Here is an 18809-nt window from a genome sequence, read left to right on the forward strand (position 1 = left end):
ACCTTAAGTGACCAGCATTAGAGAACTCTCCGGCTTTTTTTATGGCATTTATTTCCGGGTGGCGGCTTCGCCTTACCCGGCCTACAAAACCCGTAGGCTCGTGCAAGCGCAGCGCCGCCGGGCAAAAATCACGCCTTCGGGTTATGCACCCGGTTGGTCAGCCCGCGCAGGAAATAGCGCAGGAACTGGTCGCCGCATTCGCGATAGTTTTTATGGTCCGGCGCACGCATCATCGCCGTAATTTCCGGCATCGATACGCGGAATTTTTGCTCGGTCATTATCGCCAGAATGTCATCGGTCTTCAGCGAAAACGCGATGCGCAGCTTCTTAAGTACCGTGTTGTTGTTGATGCGACGCTCAAGCGCCAGCTCCGGCGCAGACTCATCTTTGCCGCGTTTATCATAAATGAGGCCGTTCAGAAAACCGGACAGAATAATATCCGGGCAGCGCACGAAGCCCTCTTCATCCTCTTTGGTCATCCAGGTGTCGAAGCCCGCAGAGGTGGATTCCATATCGGCCAGCGCCAGGATACGGACCATGTCGTTGTTGTTGCATTTCAGGGTGTAGCGCAGGCTGCGCAGAATATCATTGCTTACCATAAAACCTTCAGCTGTCGATGATGCGATTTGCGCGAAGTGTACCAGCTTTACAGCCCTAACGCCTCTTTCAGGCTTTTCAGGTAGCGGCGGCTCACCGGCACCGTCTGACCGGCGCGCAGCACCAGCTCTGCCTGGCCGTTGTCTTCCAGGCGAATCTCTTTCAAATGCGACATGTTCACCAGATGCTGGCGATGGCAGCGCAGCAGCGGCGTACGGCTTTCAAGCGTGCGAAGCGTCAGCTCGGTGAAGCCCTCTTTTCCTTCACCGTCCGTAACGTACACGCCGCTCAGCCGGCTGCTGACAAACGCCACATCTTCCATTTGCAGCAGCCAGATCCGGCTGTGCCCGGTGCAGGGAATAAACTTCAGCGGCTGCTGGCTTTCGCCAAACACGGACAAATCCTGCTGATGGCGATGCAGCTCCTGGCGCAGGCGGCCCAGCGTTTTCTCCAGTCGACATTCCTCAATCGGCTTGAGCAAGTAGTCGAACGCGTGTTCTTCAAAAGCTTTCACCGCATATTCATCGAAGGCGGTCAGGAAAACCACCCACGGGCGATGCTCAGGATCAAGCATGCCGACCATCTCCAGGCCGCTGATCCGCGGCATCTGAATGTCGAGGAACACCACGTCAGGCCGCAGGCGATGTACCGCGCCAATGCCCTCAACGGCGTTATCGCATTCTCCCACGATGTCGATATCCGCCTGTTTCTCCAGCAGAATGCGCAGGTTTTCCCGCGCCAGCGGCTCATCGTCGACGATCAGCACTTTTAGCATGCGTTTTCCTCCACGGGCAGTCGCAGGGTGATACGGGTGAAGCGCTCGGGCTCGCAGGTGACCGTCATGCCACACTCCTCGCCAAAACGCGCCCGCAGACGTTTATCCACCAGATTCATCCCCAGCCCGCTGGCCTGCGGATTAGGCTGATACAGCCCGGCATTATCCTCAATCTCGAGCCACAGCCAGCGCTGATCGAGCCTTGCCTGGAGAGTGATTTCACCGATACCCAAATGCTGCGACGTACCGTGTTTAATGGCATTTTCGACAATGGGCTGGAGCGTAAAAGCGGGCAGCTGATGGTGAGCCAGCGCAGGCGGTACGTTGATATGCACCTGGAGCCGGGTCTGGAATCGGGCCTTCTCGATTTGCAGATAGGCGTTCACGTGATCGATTTCATCCGCGAGGGTGACTATCTCGGAGGGCCGCTTGAGGTTCTTGCGAAAGAACGTTGAGAGATACTGCACCAGCTGCCCGGCCTGCTCGCTGTCGCGGCGAATCACCGCTTTGAGGGTATTGAGCGCGTTAAACAGGAAGTGCGGGTTGACCTGCGCATGCAGCAGCTTGATTTCCGACTGGGTCAGCAACGCTTTTTGCCGCTCGTACTGCCCGGCGAGAATTTGTGCCGACAGCAGCTGAGCAATGCCTTCGCCCAGCGTGCGGTTAATGGAGCTGAACAGACGGTTTTTGGCTTCATAAAGCTTAATGGTGCCAATCACGCGTTGGTTTTCCCCCCGCAGCGGAATGACCAGCGTTGACCCCAGCTTGCAGTGCGGATGAATTGAGCAACGATACGGCACTTCATTGCCATCGGCGTAGACCACTTCCCCGCTTTCGATGGCTTTCAGGGTATAGCTTGAGGAAATCGGTTTGCCGGGCAGATGGTGATCGTCGCCGATACCGGTAAAGGCCAGCAGCCTGTCGCGATCGGTAATGGCAACCGCACCGATATCCAGCTCCTGAATCAGCACCTGCGCGACTCGCATGCTGTTCTCTTCGTTGAATCCCTGGCGCAAAATCCCTTCCGTCGAAGCCGCCACCTTCAGCGCAGTGGCGGAAAACGCCGAGGTATACTTCTCAAACATCGCCCGTTTATCGAGCAGGATACGCATAAACAGCGCTGCGCCAACGGTATTGGTCACCATCATCGGCGCGGCGATGCTTTGCACCAGATGCAGCGCATCGTTGAACGGGCGGGCAATCAGCAAAATGATGGCCATCTGCACCATTTCGGCAACGAACGTGATGGCCCCTGCCGTAAACGGGTTAAAGACTTTATCGCTGCGTCCGCGGCGGACCAGCACGCTATGGACCAGGCCGCCGAGTAACCCTTCAACGATGGTCGACACCATGCAGCTGAGCGCCGTCATGCCGCCCATTGAATAGCGGTGCAAACCGCCGGTTAACCCAACAAGCCCGCCAACAACCGGGCCGCCGAGCAGCCCCCCCATTACCGCGCCGATGGCACGCGTGTTGGCGATGGAATCCTCAATATGCAGCCCAAAATAAGTGCCCATAATGCAAAAGATGGAGAAGGTGACATAGCACAGCAGCTTATGGGGCAGACGGACGGTGACCTGCATTAAGGGAATGAACAGGCGCGTTTTGCTCATCAACCAGGCGATAACCAGAAACACGCACATCTGCTGAAGCAGCAGCAACACCAGATTAAACTCGTACATAACCGCAGACCACATAACCCATGACAGCGCGTAACATACAGGTTACGGTCTGCCGTTTCCTTGACGCCTCAGGCAAAACGTAAATTCCCCGCCAACGATCACACTTTTTCCTCTCCGCCCGCGGCATTTCTGAACAAAAAACGCTCATATTTTCCTGGTTCGACGAACTCCGTCTACAGTTATGATGGGGATGCGCGAGCTGAGGTGAGACATGGCGCTTTACACAATCGGTGAAGTGGCTTTGCTGTGCGATATCAATCCGGTCACGCTGCGTGCGTGGCAACGACGCTATGGACTGCTGAAACCCCAGCGAACCGACGGCGGGCATCGGTTGTTCAACGATAATGACATCGACAGAATTCGTGAAATTAAACGCTGGATAGACACCGGCGTGCAGGTCAGTAAAGTCAAAACCCTGCTCACTGAAGGATCGGCCGAACAGCAAAGCGGCTGGCGTGAGCATCAGGAAACGCTGCTAAGATTTTTGCAGAGCGGCAACCTCAACCGGCTGCGATTATGGATCAAAGAGCGCGGACGAGACTATCCCGCACAAATGCTGGTCACCCACCTGTTTATTCCCCTTCGCCTGCGTCTTCAAAGCTCTCAGCCCACGCTTCAGGCGCTGCTCAGCGTCCTTGATGGCGTGCTCATCAATTACATTTCGGTGTGCATGGCGTCGGCACGTAAACGCCAGGGCCGCGATGCGCTGGTGATTGGCTGGAATATTACGGATACCACCCGGCTGTGGCTGGAAGGCTGGGTCGCCTGCGAACAGGGCTGGAGAGTCGACGTCCTTGCCCACTCACTTCAGCAGCTTCGCCCGGAGCTTTTCGACGGCCAGACCCTGCTGGTGTGGTGCGGTGATACGTCCACCGCAGGTCAGCAGGAACAGCTGCAGCAGTGGCGCGCACAGGGGCTAAACGTGCTGCGGCTGGGAAATTAGGGGTTCATTAACAAGCGTGCTTCACCGTATAATCACCCGATTAACATAAGGAGCACATGATGAAACCTGCCAAACTGGCTGTGATCACCCTTTTCGTTCTGATGGCCATCGGCGGCATCAGCGGCGTGATGCTTGCGGGCTACTCGTTTATCGTTCGCGGCGGTGTCGGCTGACCACGTTTGCCAGGCGCTCAAACGCGCGATCCACCAGAATGGCCGCAAGCGCTACCAGCACCGCCCCCTGAATCACATAAGCCGTATTAAAGCCGCTGAGGCCAATGATTATCGGCGTGCCCAGCGTGTTGGCCCCGACCGTAGAGGCAATCGTCGCGGTGCCAATGTTGACGATAACGGAAGTGCGGATCCCGGCAATCATCACCGGTGCCGCCAGCGGCAGCTCCACTTTCAGCAGCCGCTGCCAGCCGTTCATGCCCATTCCCTGCGCCACGGTGACGACGCCGGACGGCACAGATGCCAGCCCCGCCAGCGTTCCCTGTAAAACCGGCAGCACGCCGTAGAGAATTAACGCAATCACCGCCGGTTCCCGGCCAAATCCCATAACCGGTACGGCAATCGCCAGCACCGCGACGGGCGGAAAAGTTTGCCCCATCGCAGCAATGGTCTCCACCAGCGAGCGGAATTCACGTCCGGCCGGACGCGTGACGGCAATCCCTGCCCCGACGCCAATCACCGTTGCAATCAGGCTCGATACCCCTACCAGCCCAAAGTGGGCCAGCGTCAGCGACCAGAAGCTCTGCTGCTGATAAAGCGGGCGAGGCAGCTCCGGAAACAGCATGCCGAACAGCGGCCCGCTGTAGGGCATCAGCATCAGCAGCGCGATAAACAGCACAAAAAGCCAGATTAGCGGATCACGGACGATCTTCACCCGTCACCTCCCCTCGCAGTAGATCGGCAAAATGCAGCGTTCCGCGCGGCGTGCCATCGTCGTTAATAACCGGCAGAGCCTCACTGCGTCGCGCCACAAACAGCGACAGCGCCTCTCGTAACGACATTGACGCTTTAAGAGGTTCCCCGGGGATTTTCTCCTCCGAACGAACATAGTCGCCCACGCCGCGCAGCGAAAGAAGGCGCACGCCCAGCTCGCTGCGACCAAAAAATTCACGGACAAAATCATTTTCCGGCGAGGTCAGCATCGACAGCGGCGTGCCCTGCTGCACCACTTCACCGTTATCCATCAGCACCAGATGGTCGGCCAGGCGCAGAGCTTCGTCGATGTCATGGGTAACCAGCACGATCGTGCGGCCCAGCAGTTGATGAATGCGGCGCATCTCCTGCTGAAGTGCCCCGCGGGTGACCGGGTCGAGTGCGCCAAAGGGTTCATCCATCAGCAACACTTCAGGATCGGCTGCCAGCGCCCTCGCCACGCCCACGCGCTGCTGCTGCCCGCCGGAAAGCTGATGGGGTAAGCGGTCGCGCATTGTGGCTTCCAGCCCCAACAGCGCCATCAGCTCGTCGATGCGATCGTTGATGCGCGCCTTCGTCCATTTTTGCAGCTGCGGCACGGTGGCGATATTCTGCGCCACCGTCCAGTGTGGGAACAGGCCGATGGACTGAATGGCGTATCCCATCCGGCGGCGCAGCGCCAGCACCGGCAGCTGGCGAATATCTTCCCCGGCAAAACGAATGGTGCCGCGATCGTGCTCTTCCAGGCGGTTAATCATCTTCAGGGTAGTGGACTTACCGGAGCCCGAGGTGCCAATCAGCACGGAAAACGCGCCCTCTTTCAGATGCAGATCGAGGTTTTTCACCGCCGCTTTACCGTCAAAGATTTTGCTCACCTGCTGAAATTCAATCATGGGTTTCTCCCCCGAGTAAGGCTATCCACAGGCTGAACAGCGCATCCACCACAACCGCCAGGGCAATCACCGGGATCACGCCGAGCAGGACTAAATCAAGCGCGCTGCTGAGCAGGCCCTGGAACACCAGAGACCCAAAACCGCCCGCGCCAATCAGCGCTGCGACAACCGCCATACCGACCGTCTGCACCGTCACTACCCGCAGGCTGCGCAGCAGCACCGGCAGGGCCAGCGGCAGCTGCACTTTCCAGAAGCGCTGCGCCGGGCTCATGCCCATGGCGGCGGCACTTTCCATCACCTCGGCGGCGACCTGCTGCATACCCGCCACCACGCCGCGCACCAGCGGCAGCAGCGCATAAAGCACCAGAGCAATCAGCGCAGGCGTGAGTCCCGTCCCACCGATGCCCCACGAAGAGAGCCACGGAAAATGCTTCACCAGGCCCGCCAGCGGCGCAATCAGAAGCCCGAATAGCGCCACCGAGGGGATCGTCTGAATAATGTTAAGGACGGTAAAAACGCGGGTTTGCCGCTGCGGATGACGCCAGCACCACAGCCCAATCGGCACGCCGAGAAGCAGGCCGGGCAGCAGCGTACCGAACAGCAGAATCAGGTGCTGCGTGAGCGCGCTGTCAAAGACGTCCTGACGGTTGAAATACTCTTTCATCAGCGACAGCGAATCCAGCTCGCCGGACCACAGCAGCGCCACCGGCAGGATCCAGATCTGTGCGTTCAGCAGCCAACGCCATGCGGAACCCGGCGTCAGGCGGCGAATGGCATCGCTGCAAATTAGCAGCGTCACGGCAAGCCAGAGCCACAGCCCGCTGCCGGGCGACGTGCGCGCCAACGGGCTGCCGGTTTGTGCAAGAAAGCTCGCCGCTTTCCCACCGCTCCACAGCAGGGTAATAAACAGGAGTTGAGAAACCAGCAGCGTGATCGCCAACGCCGCCCGACCCGGCAGCAGGCTCAGGCCTGCTAAACCAAGCGGTATCAGCAGCAACAGCGCAGGCGGGAACGCCCAAATTTGCCACAGCTGACGGCTTTCTCCGGAGACCAGCCGGTTAGGCGCGTAATTCACAAACGGCAGGGCTGCAGCCACCAGTGCAATCAGCACCAACAGCAGCAGCACACGATTTTGACAGGATATTCGCACGAATTTACTTCACCAGCCCCTGTTGTTTCAGCCAGTCAGCGGCCACTTTCTTCGCCTCAAGCCCCTCTACCGCAATGCTGGCATTGAGCTTTTGCAGCGTTTTTTCATCAAGCTTCTCAAATACCGGCTTCAGCCATTCCGGGAGCTGCGGATAGGCTTTCAGCACCGCCTCACGCACCACCGGCGTTGGGGCATAAATAGGCTGTACGCCTTTCGGGTCCGTCAGCGTCTGCAGACCCAGCGCTGCCACCGGGCCATCGGTGCCGTAGGCCATCGCCGCATTTACGCCAGAGGTTTGCTGCGCTGCCGCTTTGATGGTCACAGCAGTATCACCGCCAGCCAGAGAGAGCAGCTGAGCCTGATCGAGTTTGAAGTCATAGGCTTTTTCGAAGGCGGGCAGCGCATCCGGACGCTCAATGAATTCTGCCGAGGCGGCAAGCTTGAAGGTGCCGCCTTTCTTCAGGTAAGCACCCAGATCCGTAAGCGACGTCAGCTTGTTCTTTTCAGCCAGATCCTGACGCACGGCGATGGTCCAGGTGTTATTCGCCGGCGCTGGCGTCAGCCACACCAGCTTGTTCTGCTCGGCATCGAGCTTTTTCACTTTCTCGTAGCCCTGGGTCGCGTTTTTCCACGCCGGATCGTTTTCATCTTTGAAGAAGAACGCGCCGTTGCCGGTGTATTCCGGATAGATATCCAGCTCACCGGAAGTGATCGCCCCGCGCACGACAGGCGTGGTGCCCAGCTGCACTTTGTTCACTGTTTTCACGCCATGGCTGTCCAGTACCTGCAAAATGATATTACCGAGCAGCGCGCCTTCGGTATCAATTTTTGAGCCGACTTTCACCGGCTCGGCTGCCTGAGCGGTAGCAGCAAGCAGCAGCGCCCCCGCAATACTCCACGTTTTGATGATCATTCTTATTCCTCTCGAGACTGTATTTTCAGGGCGTTAGAGTAAAAAGATAGTCCAGGAATCGGGATTACGAAATCTTAAAAGTGGAATTAGAAAGTGACTTTTAAGCGAAGCGGCAAGACTGGAAGGGATTTGCCCGGTGGCGCTACGCCTGCACGGGCCTGCGGGCATTGAAGAAATTGCAGACCGGGCAGCATAACTGCCGCCCGGCATAAACGATTTATTGCAGTTCGAACTCGCCCTGCTTCACGCGGGCAGAATCAACGCCGATAAAGACGTTAAATTTGCCCGGCTCGGCGGCGTACTTCATCTGCTGGTTCCAGAACTTCAGCGCATCGACGTCAATCGGGAAGCTCACTGTGCGGGTTTCACCCGGCTTCAGCGTCACCTTCTCAAAGCCACGCAGCTGTTTCACCGGACGGCTCATTGACGCGGTCACGTCCTGCACGTACATCTGCATCACGGTCGCCCCTTCGCGCTTGCCGGTGTTGGTGACGTCCACGCTGGCGGTGACTTTTCCACCCTGCTTGAGTGTTGGCGACGACATTTTGACGTCAGACACGCTGAAGGTGGTGTAGCTCAGACCATAACCAAACGGATAGAGCGGGCCGTTGGCTTCATCGAAGTAACGGGAGGTGTATTTGTTCGGCTTGTCGGCGTTGTACGGACGGCCCGTGTTCAGGTGGCTGTAGTAGGTCGGGATTTGCCCCACGGAGCGCGGGAAGGACATCGGCAGCTTGCCTGACGGGTTGTAGTCGCCAAACAGCACGTCGGCAATGGCGTTACCGCCTTCGGTGCCCGCAAACCAGGTTTCCAGAATGGCGTCTGCCTGCTGATCTTCCTGCACCAGCGTCAGCGGACGACCGTTCATCAGCACCAGCACCAGCGGTTTGCCGGTTACTTTCAGCGCGGCAATCAAATCCTTCTGGCTCTGCGGAATGCTGATTTCGGTGCGGCTGGACGCCTCATGCGCCATGCCCTGCGCTTCGCCCACCACGGCCACGACAACATCAGACTGCTTCGCCGCTGCCACCGCTTCATCAATCATCGCCTGCGGTGAACGCGGATCGACCTTCACCGCCTCTTCGTACTGGTTGAGGAAAGTGACGATATCTTTATCGTTGGTGACGTTAGCGCCTTTGGCATAAATCACTTTCGCGCTATCGCCGACCGCAGATTTGATGCCTGCCAGCACCGGTACGGACTGTGCCGCTACGCCCGCTGCGGACCAGCTGCCCATGACGTCGCGCTGGCTGTCGGCCAGAGGACCAACCACGGCAATGGTGCCGGATTTTTTCAGCGGCAGCGTGTCGAGACGGTTTTTCAGCAATACCAGGCTTTCACGTGCAACTTCACGCGCATCCTGACGATGCAGGCGGCTTTCGGCATTGGTGTCCTGCGGGTCAGACTCTTTCGGCCCCAGGTGGCTGTACGGATCGTTGAACAGACCCATATCGTATTTAACGTTCAGCACGTGGCGGGTGGCATCATCGACTTCCGCCATCGTCACTTTGCCGCTCTTAATCAGATCCGGCAGATATTTGCTGTAGTACTCATCGCTCATGCTCATGTCGATCCCGGCTTTCAGCGCCACGCGAACCGCATCCGCCGGATCTGAAGCCGTACCGTGTTTGATCAGCTCTTTGATAGCGCCGTGATCGGAAATCGTGATGCCCTTGAAGCCCCACTCTTTACGCAGCACGTCTTTCAGCAGCCACGAGTCGGATGTCGCGGGTGTGCCGTTCAGAGAGTTCAGCGCCACCATTACGCCGCCGCTGCCCGCATCCAGGCCTGCTTTGTAAGGCGGCATGTAGTCGTTGAACAGACGCTGTGGGCTCATGTCGACGGTGTTGTACTCTTTGCCGCCTTCGACCGCACCATAGGCCGCATAGTGTTTGACGCTGGTCATCACCGAATAGCGTTCTGCCGGGCTTTTACCCTGCATCGCTTCGACCATGGTTTTACCCATCATCGAAGTCAGATAAGTGTCTTCACCAAAGCCTTCGGACGCACGGCCCCAGCGCGGATCGCGCGAGACGTCAACCATCGGTGCCCAGGTCATGTTCAGGCCATCGTCAGCAGCTTCATAAGCTGAGATGCGACCCACGGTGCGCACCGCATCGAGGTTAAAGGAGGACGCCAGGCCAAGGCTAATTGGGAACACCGTACGCTGGCCGTGAACCACGTCGTAGGCGAAGAAAAGAGGAATTTTCAGGCGGCTGAGCTGCATCACCTGATCCTGCATGGCGCGAATGTCCTGTCGGGTCACGGTGTTGAAAATCGCGCCGACCTGACCGTCTTTGATCATCTCACGGATGGCTTCTTTCGGGTTATCCGGGCCCACGCTTATCAGGCGCAGCTGGCCGATTTTCTCATCGACGGTCATTTTCTTCAGCAGGGCGGTGACAAACGCATCCCGCGCCTGTGGTGTCAGAGGATGGTTACCGAACATCTCATCGGCCATTGCCGGCTGCAGCGCAAGGCTGACGGCAACACCTACAGAACAAAGCCATTTCATCGTATATTCACTCTCTCAACGGGCCGGGTATCGCGGCAAAAGCGCGCCAAAAACAGCAGTTTGCCATAAGCCTGTACGGCCTGCATGTATAAAGCTGAGGTGATACTCTGATTTTTCACCGAATTCCTGCACACCCTCAGCGCACAAAGCGCTATCCTTGTGACACGCAAAAGCGCCTCACCACACTTTCCTCATCACAAGGAGTGAGAAGATGTCTTCCACAACAACAAACGATAACACCGCTTTTCTGGCCGAACTGACCCGCCTGGTGGGCCATTCGCACCTGCTGACCGACCCGGCAAAAACCGCTCGCTATCGCAAAGGCTTCCGCTCCGGGCACGGCGATGCGCTCGCCGTCGTCTTTCCTGGCACACTATTAGAACTCTGGCGAGTGCTGAGCGCCTGCGTGCAGGCCGATAAAATCATTCTCATGCAGGCGGCCAACACCGGCCTGACCGAAGGCTCCACGCCGAGCGGCAACGACTACGACCGCCAGATTGTGATTATCAGCACCCTGCGTCTGGACAAACTGCATCTGCTCGACAACGGCCAGCAGGTGCTGGCGTTTCCGGGCACCACGCTCTATTCGCTGGAAAAAGCGCTCAAGCCTTTCGGGCGCGAACCGCATTCGGTGATCGGCTCGTCGTGCATTGGTGCGTCGGTGATAGGTGGGATCTGCAACAACTCAGGCGGATCGCTGGTGCAGCGCGGCCCGGCCTACACGGAGATGTCTCTGTTCGCCCGCATCAACGAGGAAGGCAAACTTCAGCTGGTGAACCATCTGGGTATCAGCCTCGGTGAAACTCCGGAGCAGATCCTCAGCAAGCTGGATGACGATCGTGTGAAAGATAGCGACGTGAAGCACGATGGACGCCACGCTCACGATCACGATTATGTGACCCGCGTTCGCGACGTCGATGCCGACACCCCGGCGCGCTATAACGCGGATCCGGAACGTCTGTTTGAATCTTCCGGCTGCGCCGGGAAGCTCGCTGTGTTTGCCGTCCGCCTGGATACTTTCGAAGCCGAAAAGCGCCAGCAGGTGTTTTACATTGGCACCAATCAGCCTGCCGTGCTGACGGAAATTCGCCGCCATATGCTGGCAAACTTTGCCAATCTGCCAGTAGCCGGGGAATACATGCATCGTGATATCTACGACATCGCGGAACAGTACGGCAAAGATACCTTCCTGATGATTGATAAGCTCGGCACCGATAAAATGCCGTTCTTCTTCACCATGAAAGGCCGCACCGACGCAATGCTGGAAAAAGTGCCGCTGTTCAAACCGCACTTCACCGACCGCTTTATGCAGAAGCTCGGCCACGCCTTCCCGGCGCACCTGCCGGAGCGAATGAAAAGCTACCGTAACCAGTACGAGCACCATTTAATGCTGAAGATGGCCGGTGAAGGCATCGACGAAGCACAGAGCTGGCTCACCGGGTTCTTTAAAAACGCCGAAGGGGCGTTCTTCGCCTGTACGCCGGAGGAAGGCAGCAAGGCGTTTCTGCATCGTTTCGCAGCGGCTGGCGCGGCAATTCGCTACCAGGCGGTACACTCAGACGAAGTGGAAGACATTCTGGCGCTGGACATTGCCCTGCGCCGCAACGATACCGAGTGGTTTGAACAACTGCCGCCGGAAATTGCCAGCCAGCTTACCCATAAGCTCTATTACGGGCACTTTATGTGCCACGTGTTCCACCAGGATTACATCGTGAAGAAAGGCGTGGACGCCCATGCGCTGAAGGAGCAAATGCTTGCCCTGCTCCGCGAGCGCGGCGCACAATATCCTGCCGAACACAACGTCGGCCATCTTTATGAAGCCGCCGAGAGTTTAAAACAGTTTTATCGTGAGAATGACCCTACAAACAGCATGAATCCCGGTATTGGTAAAACCAGTAAGCAGAAATTCTGGGGTGAAGCTGTCGTGCCGGAAGATGCCAATAGCGTAACTGATGCAAAAGCCCACCTGAATTAAGGGGTGGTAGTGTATTGATGCTTGACTCCGATTACAGTAGCCACAAAACGGTCAGAGAAACATTTCTCTGGCCCGGCAAACTGGGGAGTTAACATCATGTCAGCGGTTGATGTGTTATATGGCACAGAGGTGGAAATTCGCGAAGCAAACCGGGACGATGCGCATGCGATTGCCGCCCTGTACGCCTGGCATGTGTTAAACGGACGGGCCTCTTTCGAAGAGGTACCGCCATCCGTCGACGAAATGCGTGAACGCATGCTGCTCGTCGACGAGCAGGGTTTACCGTGGCTGGTGGCGCTGTATCGCGGCATCATCGTTGGCTATTCCTACGCCACGCTGTACCGCCCTCGCCCGGCCTATCGCTATACTATTGAAGAATCCATCTACGTCGACGCCAGTATGACCGGACGCGGCGTGGGCAGCTCACTGCTGGCACGCTTAATTGAGCTTTGTGAACAAGGGCCATGGCGGCAGATGATCGCGGTCATTGGCGACGGAAATAACAATTCAGGCTCGCTGCGGTTGCACACAAAGCACGGCTTTGAAGTGGCCGGAAGCTACGCAGCGTCGGCTATAAGCTGGGTGACTGGCGGGATACGTTGATTGTGCAGCGCCCCCTCAACGACGGTGACTGGACGCTGCCGGAGTAACCTACCTTGCCCGGCGGCGCAAAGCTTGCCGGGCCTACAAAGGATGCTGATTCATGTAGGCCCGTGCAAGCGTCAGCGCCGCCGGGCAACAACAACCGTCAATCAATCGGCCTGCGCTATCTGCTGTGACGCATTCTGGATAGCGTTCTCCATCTGCGCCTCTTTCTGCTTCTTATACGCCAGCGCCGCAGGCGGTACCGCCATCACTTTGCCGGTTTCAATCCAGGTGCGCAGACGGCTGGCATCCGCGAAGTGCGTGTATTTCCCAAAGGCATCCATCACCACCATCGCCACCGGGCGGTTGTTCATTACCGTGCGCATCACCAGGCAGTGGCCCGCGGCGTTGGTAAAGCCGGTTTTCGTCAGCTGGATATTCCAGTTTTCGCGGTACACGAGATGGTTAGTGTTACGGAACGGCAGGGTGTAGTTCGGGTTGCTGAAGGTCGCCATATCTTCTTTGGTGGTGCTCAGTTGGCCAATCAGCGGGTACTGTTTGGTGGCGATCAGCAGTTTGGTGAGATCGCGGGCGGTCGAGACGTTATGAATCGACAGGCCCGTCGGCTCAACGTAACGCGTGTGCGTCATGCCGAGCGATTTCGCCTTGGCGTTCATGGCGCGGATAAACGCGTCATAGCCGCCAGGATAATGATGCGCCAGGCTCGCCGCCGCACGGTTTTCCGAAGACATCAGCGCCAGCAGCAGCATGTTCTTACGGCTGATATGGCTGTTCAGGCGTACACGGGAGTAGATCCCTTTCATCTCCGGCGTCTGACTGATGTCGACGCTCAGCATTTCATCGAGCGGCAGACGGGCATCCAGTACCACCATCGCGGTCATTAACTTAGTGATTGACGCGATCGGGCGCACCAGGTCCGGTTCGCTGGCGTAGATCACTTTGTTGCTATTCAGATCGACGATCATCGCACTGCCGGAGGCAATTTCCGGCTGCGACGCCACGGCGGCGGTAGCCGTTTTTGCGCTCGCTGCTGGCGCAAAAGGTACGGACAACATCAGCACGAGGCTGAGGAGAGAAACTCGAAATTTTGGCATCGTGAGGAGTCTGGTAATTATTTATGCAAGTTATGATGTCATGGGCGTTGGTTTGCACATCGACAAACGCGATTTCCGGCATCATACCGCGTCAGAGCTTTCCCGTGCCACACTATAATCGTGAATAAATGCTGCATAGCTGGCGCTGAAGTCATCAGCGCCAGCTATGGTTTAACTCAGAATAAACGATAGCCATAACCCCATAACACTACGGTCAGCGCAAGCAGAACCTCCAGCACCAACACACCAATGGCGAGCGTCGAACTGGCAAAGCTCATCCCCTCTTCCCGATTAATGCCAAGGAAGGTCGGAATGCCGATGTAGAGCAGATATCCGGTGTAGCAGAGCGCCACGGCGCCCACCAGTACGCAAAGCCAGACCAGCGGATAGAGCGCCACGATGCCGCTCAGGAAGATTGGCGTCGCGACATAGCCCGCAAACACCATGCAGCGCTTCAGCGACGGCCTTTGCGGATAGTTTCGCGCCATCCACCAGATGACGCGCCCCATTACCGCCACCCCGGCAAGCATCAGCGCATAAAACAGCACCGCCAGCACAAAACCGGTAAACAGAGATAATTTGACGGTGGTGCCGTCACCAAAATTCCAGCCAAGCTGGGTGGTGCCGATAAAGGCGCAGACGACCGGTACGGCAGCCATCGCCAGAACATGGTGGGTATAATGGTGCGAAACGGACTCGTTTTCGCTCTGAATGACATGCATTTCACGATCGGGATGGGAGAACAGTCCCCAGACATGATTCATAAAGCCCCCTCTTAACGGCTTCGTACAGCACCGTTTAAGTATAATGCAGACTGGCGATTATATTTTGACCTGCACAAAAATAGCCTGCGCTGGCCGTTGCCTGGTGATTGTGGTTCAGAGGTGTATGCTTAAGGGACTGTATTTTCAGGGAGCGGTAAAGCCAGCATGGATATTAATAGTCTGATTAGCCATTACGGCTACGCCGCGCTGGTTGTCGGCGCGGTGGCAGAAGGCGAAACGGTGACGCTGCTTGGCGGCGTGGCGGCTCATCAGGGACTACTGCGTTTCTGGCTGGTGGTGGCCTCGGTGGCGCTCGGCGGCATGATTGGCGACCAGGTGCTTTATCTGCTCGGACGCCACTTTGGTGGTCGCCTGATTAAACGCTTTTCGCGTCACCAGAAAAAAATCGGGAAGGCACAGCGGCTTATTCAGAATCGCCCTTACCTGTTTGTGATCGGCACGCGCTTTATGTATGGCTTTCGGGTGATTGGCCCGGTGCTGATTGGCGCAAGCCGCCTGCCGCCGAAAATTTTTCTGCCGCTTAACATTCTTGGCGCGCTGGTGTGGGCGCTGCTGTTCACCACGCTCGGCTATCTCGGCGGCGAAGTGATTGGTCCCTGGCTACATCAGCTCGATCAGCACCTCAAGCACTGGGCGTGGTTGATTATTGTGGTGGCGGCGGTGATTGCCGTGCGGGTCTGGTTCTGGCGAAAAGACAGGAAAGCGCAGTAGCGGCGCCGTTTCTTATCGCTGCTTTTCGTTTAAAAATTGCGGGTTCACGAGCATGAAGCCGCCATCCACAATCAGCGATTGCCCGGTGACGTAAGAGGCGTCATCGGAGCAAAGCCACGCCACCATCCCGGCTATCTCTTCGGTTTTGCCCGGCCTTGCGATTGGGATATTGGGCATTGAACCCGGTTTCACCTCGTCATCCTGCAAATTGTTCATCGCCGTGGCAATGGCGCCGGGCGCAACCGCATTCACCAGAATGTTGTGCTGCACCAGCTCCAGCGCCAGCGATTTTGTCAGCCCGCCCAGCGCATGCTTCGCAGCAGTATAAGCGCTGGCCCGCGGCAACGGCGTGTGTTCATGAACCGAGGTGATGTTGATGATGCGACCGCCCTCACCCTGCGCAATCATGTGCCGCGCCGCAATTTGTGAACAGAGCAGCGCGCCTTCCACGTCCACGCTGAACGTCTGCCGCCAGTCGTCGAGCGTTACATCGAGCACTGACGCTTTGGTCATGCGCCCGGCGTTGTTGACCAGCACGTCAATGCGCCCCAGCCGCTGAATCAGCACCTCCAGGGCCTCGGCCCCCTCCGGCAAATGGCTCAGATCGAGCTAAATAGCCTGCGCCTGGCAGCCCAAAGAGGTGAGCTCCTGTACGGTCTGGCGCGCACCCTCTTCATCCGAGTGCCACGTTACTCCCAGCGAAAAGCCTTTGCGCGCAAGCTGAATCGCGCACTATTTGCCAATACCGGAATCCGATGCGGTCACCACTGCGACTTTTGCGGACATAAAAAACCTCCTGGCGTTAACTCAGGAGGTAAGTATAGGTAAGGCTACGCGAAGGAGATTATTTTCCGCTGTAGTGGTAGCCGCCGCCGAGCGCCGAGGTGAGCTGAATGCTGGCGTCCACCCACTGGCCCTGAAGGTGCAGCGCGTTCATGCGTTCCTGCAACGAGGGCAGTTTCGCCAGGCTCATCTGCGATCCGGAAAGCATACCCGCAGCCAGACGCGCCTGCGCCTGTTGCACCACGCGATCGGAGTCTTTGATAACCTGCTGCTGTTGCTGGTTTTTCTCCATCAGCGTTTCCACCTGGCTGGCAGTTTTCGCCACCTGATTGACCGCATCGACCACCGCTTTATTGTAATTCGCCACGGACAGATCGCGCTGCGCATCGGCGATGTCCAGGTTGGCATTCAGACGACCGCTGTCGAAGATGGGCAGCGTCAGTCCGGCGGTGATCCCCATCTGGTTGGCGGAATGGCGGAACAGATCGCTCAGGTGCAGAGCATCCTGCTGCAGGAAGGCCATCAGGTTGATATCCGGATAAAACGCGGCTTTGGCGGCATCGACTTCGCTCATCGAAGCCTGGATGTACCAGTTCGCTTCCTGTAGATCAGGGCGACGGGCCAGCAGCTCATAGCCGAGGGAGGCTGGCATCCGGGTTTTCACCGCGGGCAACGCTACCGGATGCAGCGACAGTTTGCTGCTCTGGCTATTGGTCAGCGCCATCAGCCGGGCCTCGATCTCTTTCATGTTGCCCGCCACTTCGGTCAACTGCTGATCGGTTTTTGAGACGTTGATATCGTTTTCCGCACCTTCCACGGAGGAAGTGATCCCACGGGTATAGAGCGCTTTATCGACGGAGATAATGTTGTTCTGCTCGGTTTTTACCTGCTCAAGCACTTGCTTAACGGCGGCTTCGGTCTGCCACTGCCAGTAGAGACGCGCCACGCTGCTCGCCAGCACCTGTTGCGTTTGCGCCAGCTCCGCTGCCCGCGCCTTCACTGTGCCGATGCGGGCCTGGACCAGCGCCCGGTTTTTACCCCAGAGATCGAGATCCCAACCTGCGGTCAGACCGATGGTGCCGTTGGTGTACCACGGGCCAGTGTTGCCGCCTTCGTCGGATGCGAATGGCCCCATCAGGCCCTCGGCGGACATTTTCTGGCGCTCAACGTTGGTGCCAAAATCGACCTCAGGGCCAAGCTCTGACTGCGCCATTTTCGCCTGCGCTTCCGCCAGCTTAACGCGCTGCTGCGCCACCTGCATATCAGGCGCGTTGCTGAGCGCGCTGGTCATCAACTGATTCAGCTGCGTGTCGTGATAATCGAGCCACCACTGACTCTGAGGCCAGCCGTTTTGCAGGGCAAACGGAAGGGCATTATCGATCTGTGAAGCCGGTAATTGCTGTTTTAAAGGCGCGGCCGTGTCGTGCGACGGCGCGCAGCCGGACAATACGGCAGCAAGCGGCAGGCTGAGCATTGCCGCAACAATAGCAGTACGTTTCATGTTGTGTGTCTGTTTTCGTAGAGGACGCGCATTCTATGATGAAAATGCGGGGTACGTTTAGGAAAGCGTGGCACGCGATAAAACGCAAGCCCTGGACATCTCCCGTCATGCTTCTCCACAGTGTTTGCACAATTAATGAAGGCTCGATGACATCCATTACTGCCATATTTCTCGCTCGCTAACCGGTATACTCGCTGCGCCAGTGACGGCGTATTAAGGAGAAGGTATGACGCAAAACATCTATGATAATCCACAATTTTTTGCCGGTTACGCAACACTCGATCGCTCGGTCAAAGGGCTGGATGGCGCGCCTGAATGGCCTGCACTGCGCCAGATGCTGCCAGCGCCTCAGGGCAAACAGATCGTGGATTTAGGCTGCGGCTACGGTTGGTTTTGCCGCTGGGCGCAGCAGCAAGGTGCGGCCCACGTGCTCGGTCTTGATGTCTCAGAAAAGATGCTGGCAAGAGCGCGTGAGATGACGCCGGAGACGGGTATTACGTATCAACAGGCCGATCTGGAAACGCTCACGCTCAAATCTGAAAGTCTTGATCTGGCCTACAGCTCGCTGGCGCTGCACTACCTGCAAAACATCGACGGCCTGTTTTCCGTGCTGTTTCAGGCGCTGAAGCCAGGCGGCAAGCTGGTGTTCTCCGCAGAGCACCCGATTTTCACCGCCGCGATGAAGCAAGGCTGGTTCCTCGAGCAGGACGGGCAGAAAATCTGGCCGGTGGCGAATTACCAGCAGGAGGGCGAGCGCCTCAGCAACTGGTTTGCCGACGGCGTGAAAAAGCAGCATCGCAAGCTCGCGACGTGGATTAATGCGCTGATTGCCGCCGGGTTTGTGATTGAGCAGCTTGATGAGTGGGGGCCGGATGCAGCGCAGATCGCTGCCAACCCGGCGCTCGGTGAAGAAAAAGAGCGTCCAATGCTCTTTCTCTTAAGCGCGTATAAACCAGGCTAACG

At 57.5% G+C, this 18809-nt stretch carries 16 protein-coding genes and 2 pseudogenes; 6 read left to right on the forward strand and 12 right to left on the reverse strand.

Annotation, left to right across the window (positions count from 1 at the left end; genetic code table 11):
- Nucleotides 1-128: 128 nt before the first annotated feature.
- From AB1287_RS14250 to AB1287_RS14260, 3 genes are read right to left on the reverse strand one after another with little or no spacing between them, the layout of a single operon-like run.
- Nucleotides 129-599, reverse strand: coding sequence for a DUF1456 family protein (locus AB1287_RS14250; protein ID WP_312626978.1), 471 nt, complete (start codon nucleotides 597-599; stop codon nucleotides 129-131).
- A gap of 47 nt (nucleotides 600-646) precedes the next feature.
- Complete coding sequence (btsR, locus tag AB1287_RS14255; RefSeq protein ID WP_435618201.1) at nucleotides 647-1372, reverse strand: two-component system response regulator BtsR; 726 nt, start codon at nucleotides 1370-1372, stop codon at nucleotides 647-649.
- On the reverse strand, nucleotides 1366-3054 hold the full coding sequence (locus AB1287_RS14260; protein ID WP_435618202.1) for a LytS/YhcK type 5TM receptor domain-containing protein: 1689 nt from the start codon (nucleotides 3052-3054) through the stop codon (nucleotides 1366-1368). Before AB1287_RS14260 ends, btsR begins: the two co-directional genes overlap by 7 nt.
- Before the next feature lie 211 nt (nucleotides 3055-3265).
- Here AB1287_RS14260 and mlrA point away from each other — a divergent pair, with 211 nt between their 5' ends.
- Together mlrA and AB1287_RS14270 are read left to right on the forward strand one after the other, a co-directional pair.
- A complete protein-coding gene (mlrA, locus tag AB1287_RS14265; protein ID WP_435618203.1) occupies nucleotides 3266-3997 on the forward strand; it encodes an HTH-type transcriptional regulator MlrA in 732 nt (243 codons plus the stop codon).
- 59 nt (nucleotides 3998-4056) lie between these two features.
- Complete coding sequence (locus AB1287_RS14270) at nucleotides 4057-4170, forward strand: protein YohO (protein WP_097161866.1); 114 nt, start codon at nucleotides 4057-4059, stop codon at nucleotides 4168-4170.
- Here AB1287_RS14270 and AB1287_RS14275 read toward each other — a convergent pair.
- The 5 genes from AB1287_RS14275 to bglX form a co-directional block, all read right to left on the reverse strand.
- Nucleotides 4145-4882: an ABC transporter permease gene (locus AB1287_RS14275; protein WP_435618204.1), complete on the reverse strand. Its 738-nt coding sequence runs from the start codon at nucleotides 4880-4882 to the stop codon at nucleotides 4145-4147. The genes AB1287_RS14270 and AB1287_RS14275 overlap by 26 nt on opposite strands.
- Complete coding sequence (locus AB1287_RS14280) at nucleotides 4866-5813, reverse strand: ABC transporter ATP-binding protein (RefSeq protein WP_435618205.1); 948 nt, start codon at nucleotides 5811-5813, stop codon at nucleotides 4866-4868. Before AB1287_RS14280 ends, AB1287_RS14275 begins: the two co-directional genes overlap by 17 nt.
- The gene (locus AB1287_RS14285; RefSeq protein WP_435618206.1) at nucleotides 5806-6963 is read right to left on the reverse strand and encodes an ABC transporter permease; all 1158 of its coding nucleotides are present in this window, start codon (nucleotides 6961-6963) and stop codon (nucleotides 5806-5808) included. Before AB1287_RS14285 ends, AB1287_RS14280 begins: the two co-directional genes overlap by 8 nt.
- Nucleotides 6964-6967: 4 nt before the next feature.
- Nucleotides 6968-7876: a glycine betaine ABC transporter substrate-binding protein OsmF gene (locus AB1287_RS14290; RefSeq protein ID WP_435618207.1), complete on the reverse strand. Its 909-nt coding sequence runs from the start codon at nucleotides 7874-7876 to the stop codon at nucleotides 6968-6970.
- Nucleotides 7877-8093: 217 nt separating this feature from the next.
- The gene (bglX, locus tag AB1287_RS14295) at nucleotides 8094-10391 is read right to left on the reverse strand and encodes a beta-glucosidase BglX (RefSeq protein WP_435618208.1); all 2298 of its coding nucleotides are present in this window, start codon (nucleotides 10389-10391) and stop codon (nucleotides 8094-8096) included.
- Between the two features lie 211 nt (nucleotides 10392-10602).
- On the opposite strand from bglX, the gene dld reads away from it, so the two are divergent.
- Together dld and AB1287_RS14305 are read left to right on the forward strand one after the other, a co-directional pair.
- Nucleotides 10603-12366, forward strand: a complete 1764-nt coding sequence (dld, locus tag AB1287_RS14300) for a D-lactate dehydrogenase (protein ID WP_435618209.1) — start codon at nucleotides 10603-10605, stop codon at nucleotides 12364-12366.
- A 96-nt stretch (nucleotides 12367-12462) separates the two neighbouring features.
- Nucleotides 12463-13016, forward strand: a pseudogene (locus AB1287_RS14305) (N-acetyltransferase family protein).
- Between the two features lie 102 nt (nucleotides 13017-13118).
- Here the strand turns inward: AB1287_RS14305 and pbpG are convergent.
- Together pbpG and AB1287_RS14315 are read right to left on the reverse strand one after the other, a co-directional pair.
- The gene (gene pbpG, locus AB1287_RS14310) at nucleotides 13119-14066 is read right to left on the reverse strand and encodes a D-alanyl-D-alanine endopeptidase (RefSeq protein WP_435618210.1); all 948 of its coding nucleotides are present in this window, start codon (nucleotides 14064-14066) and stop codon (nucleotides 13119-13121) included.
- A gap of 176 nt (nucleotides 14067-14242) precedes the next feature.
- Nucleotides 14243-14830 carry a Yip1 family protein gene (locus AB1287_RS14315; protein ID WP_312626998.1) on the reverse strand — a complete coding sequence of 196 codons (588 nt, stop codon included), beginning with the start codon at nucleotides 14828-14830 and terminating at the stop codon, nucleotides 14243-14245.
- 165 nt (nucleotides 14831-14995) lie between these two features.
- On the opposite strand from AB1287_RS14315, the gene AB1287_RS14320 reads away from it, so the two are divergent.
- Entirely contained in the window at nucleotides 14996-15562 is a 567-nt protein-coding gene (locus AB1287_RS14320; RefSeq protein ID WP_312627000.1) for a DedA family protein, read from the forward strand.
- Between the two features lie 12 nt (nucleotides 15563-15574).
- On the opposite strand, the pseudogene AB1287_RS14325 reads toward AB1287_RS14320, so the two are convergent.
- Both AB1287_RS14325 and mdtQ read right to left on the reverse strand, forming a co-directional pair.
- A pseudogene (locus AB1287_RS14325) lies at nucleotides 15575-16288 on the reverse strand (SDR family oxidoreductase).
- A gap of 118 nt (nucleotides 16289-16406) precedes the next feature.
- Complete coding sequence (gene mdtQ / locus AB1287_RS14330) at nucleotides 16407-17846, reverse strand: multidrug resistance outer membrane protein MdtQ (protein WP_435618211.1); 1440 nt, start codon at nucleotides 17844-17846, stop codon at nucleotides 16407-16409.
- 226 nt (nucleotides 17847-18072) lie between these two features.
- Here mdtQ and AB1287_RS14335 point away from each other — a divergent pair, with 226 nt between their 5' ends.
- Entirely contained in the window at nucleotides 18073-18807 is a 735-nt protein-coding gene (locus tag AB1287_RS14335; RefSeq protein WP_312627003.1) for a class I SAM-dependent methyltransferase, read from the forward strand.
- The last annotated feature ends 2 nt before the right edge of the window (nucleotides 18808-18809 follow it).

The sequence above is a fragment of the Scandinavium sp. UTDF21-P1B genome, assembly GCF_040750395.1.
In the GTDB taxonomy this organism is placed as follows: Bacteria; Pseudomonadota; Gammaproteobacteria; order Enterobacterales; family Enterobacteriaceae; genus Scandinavium.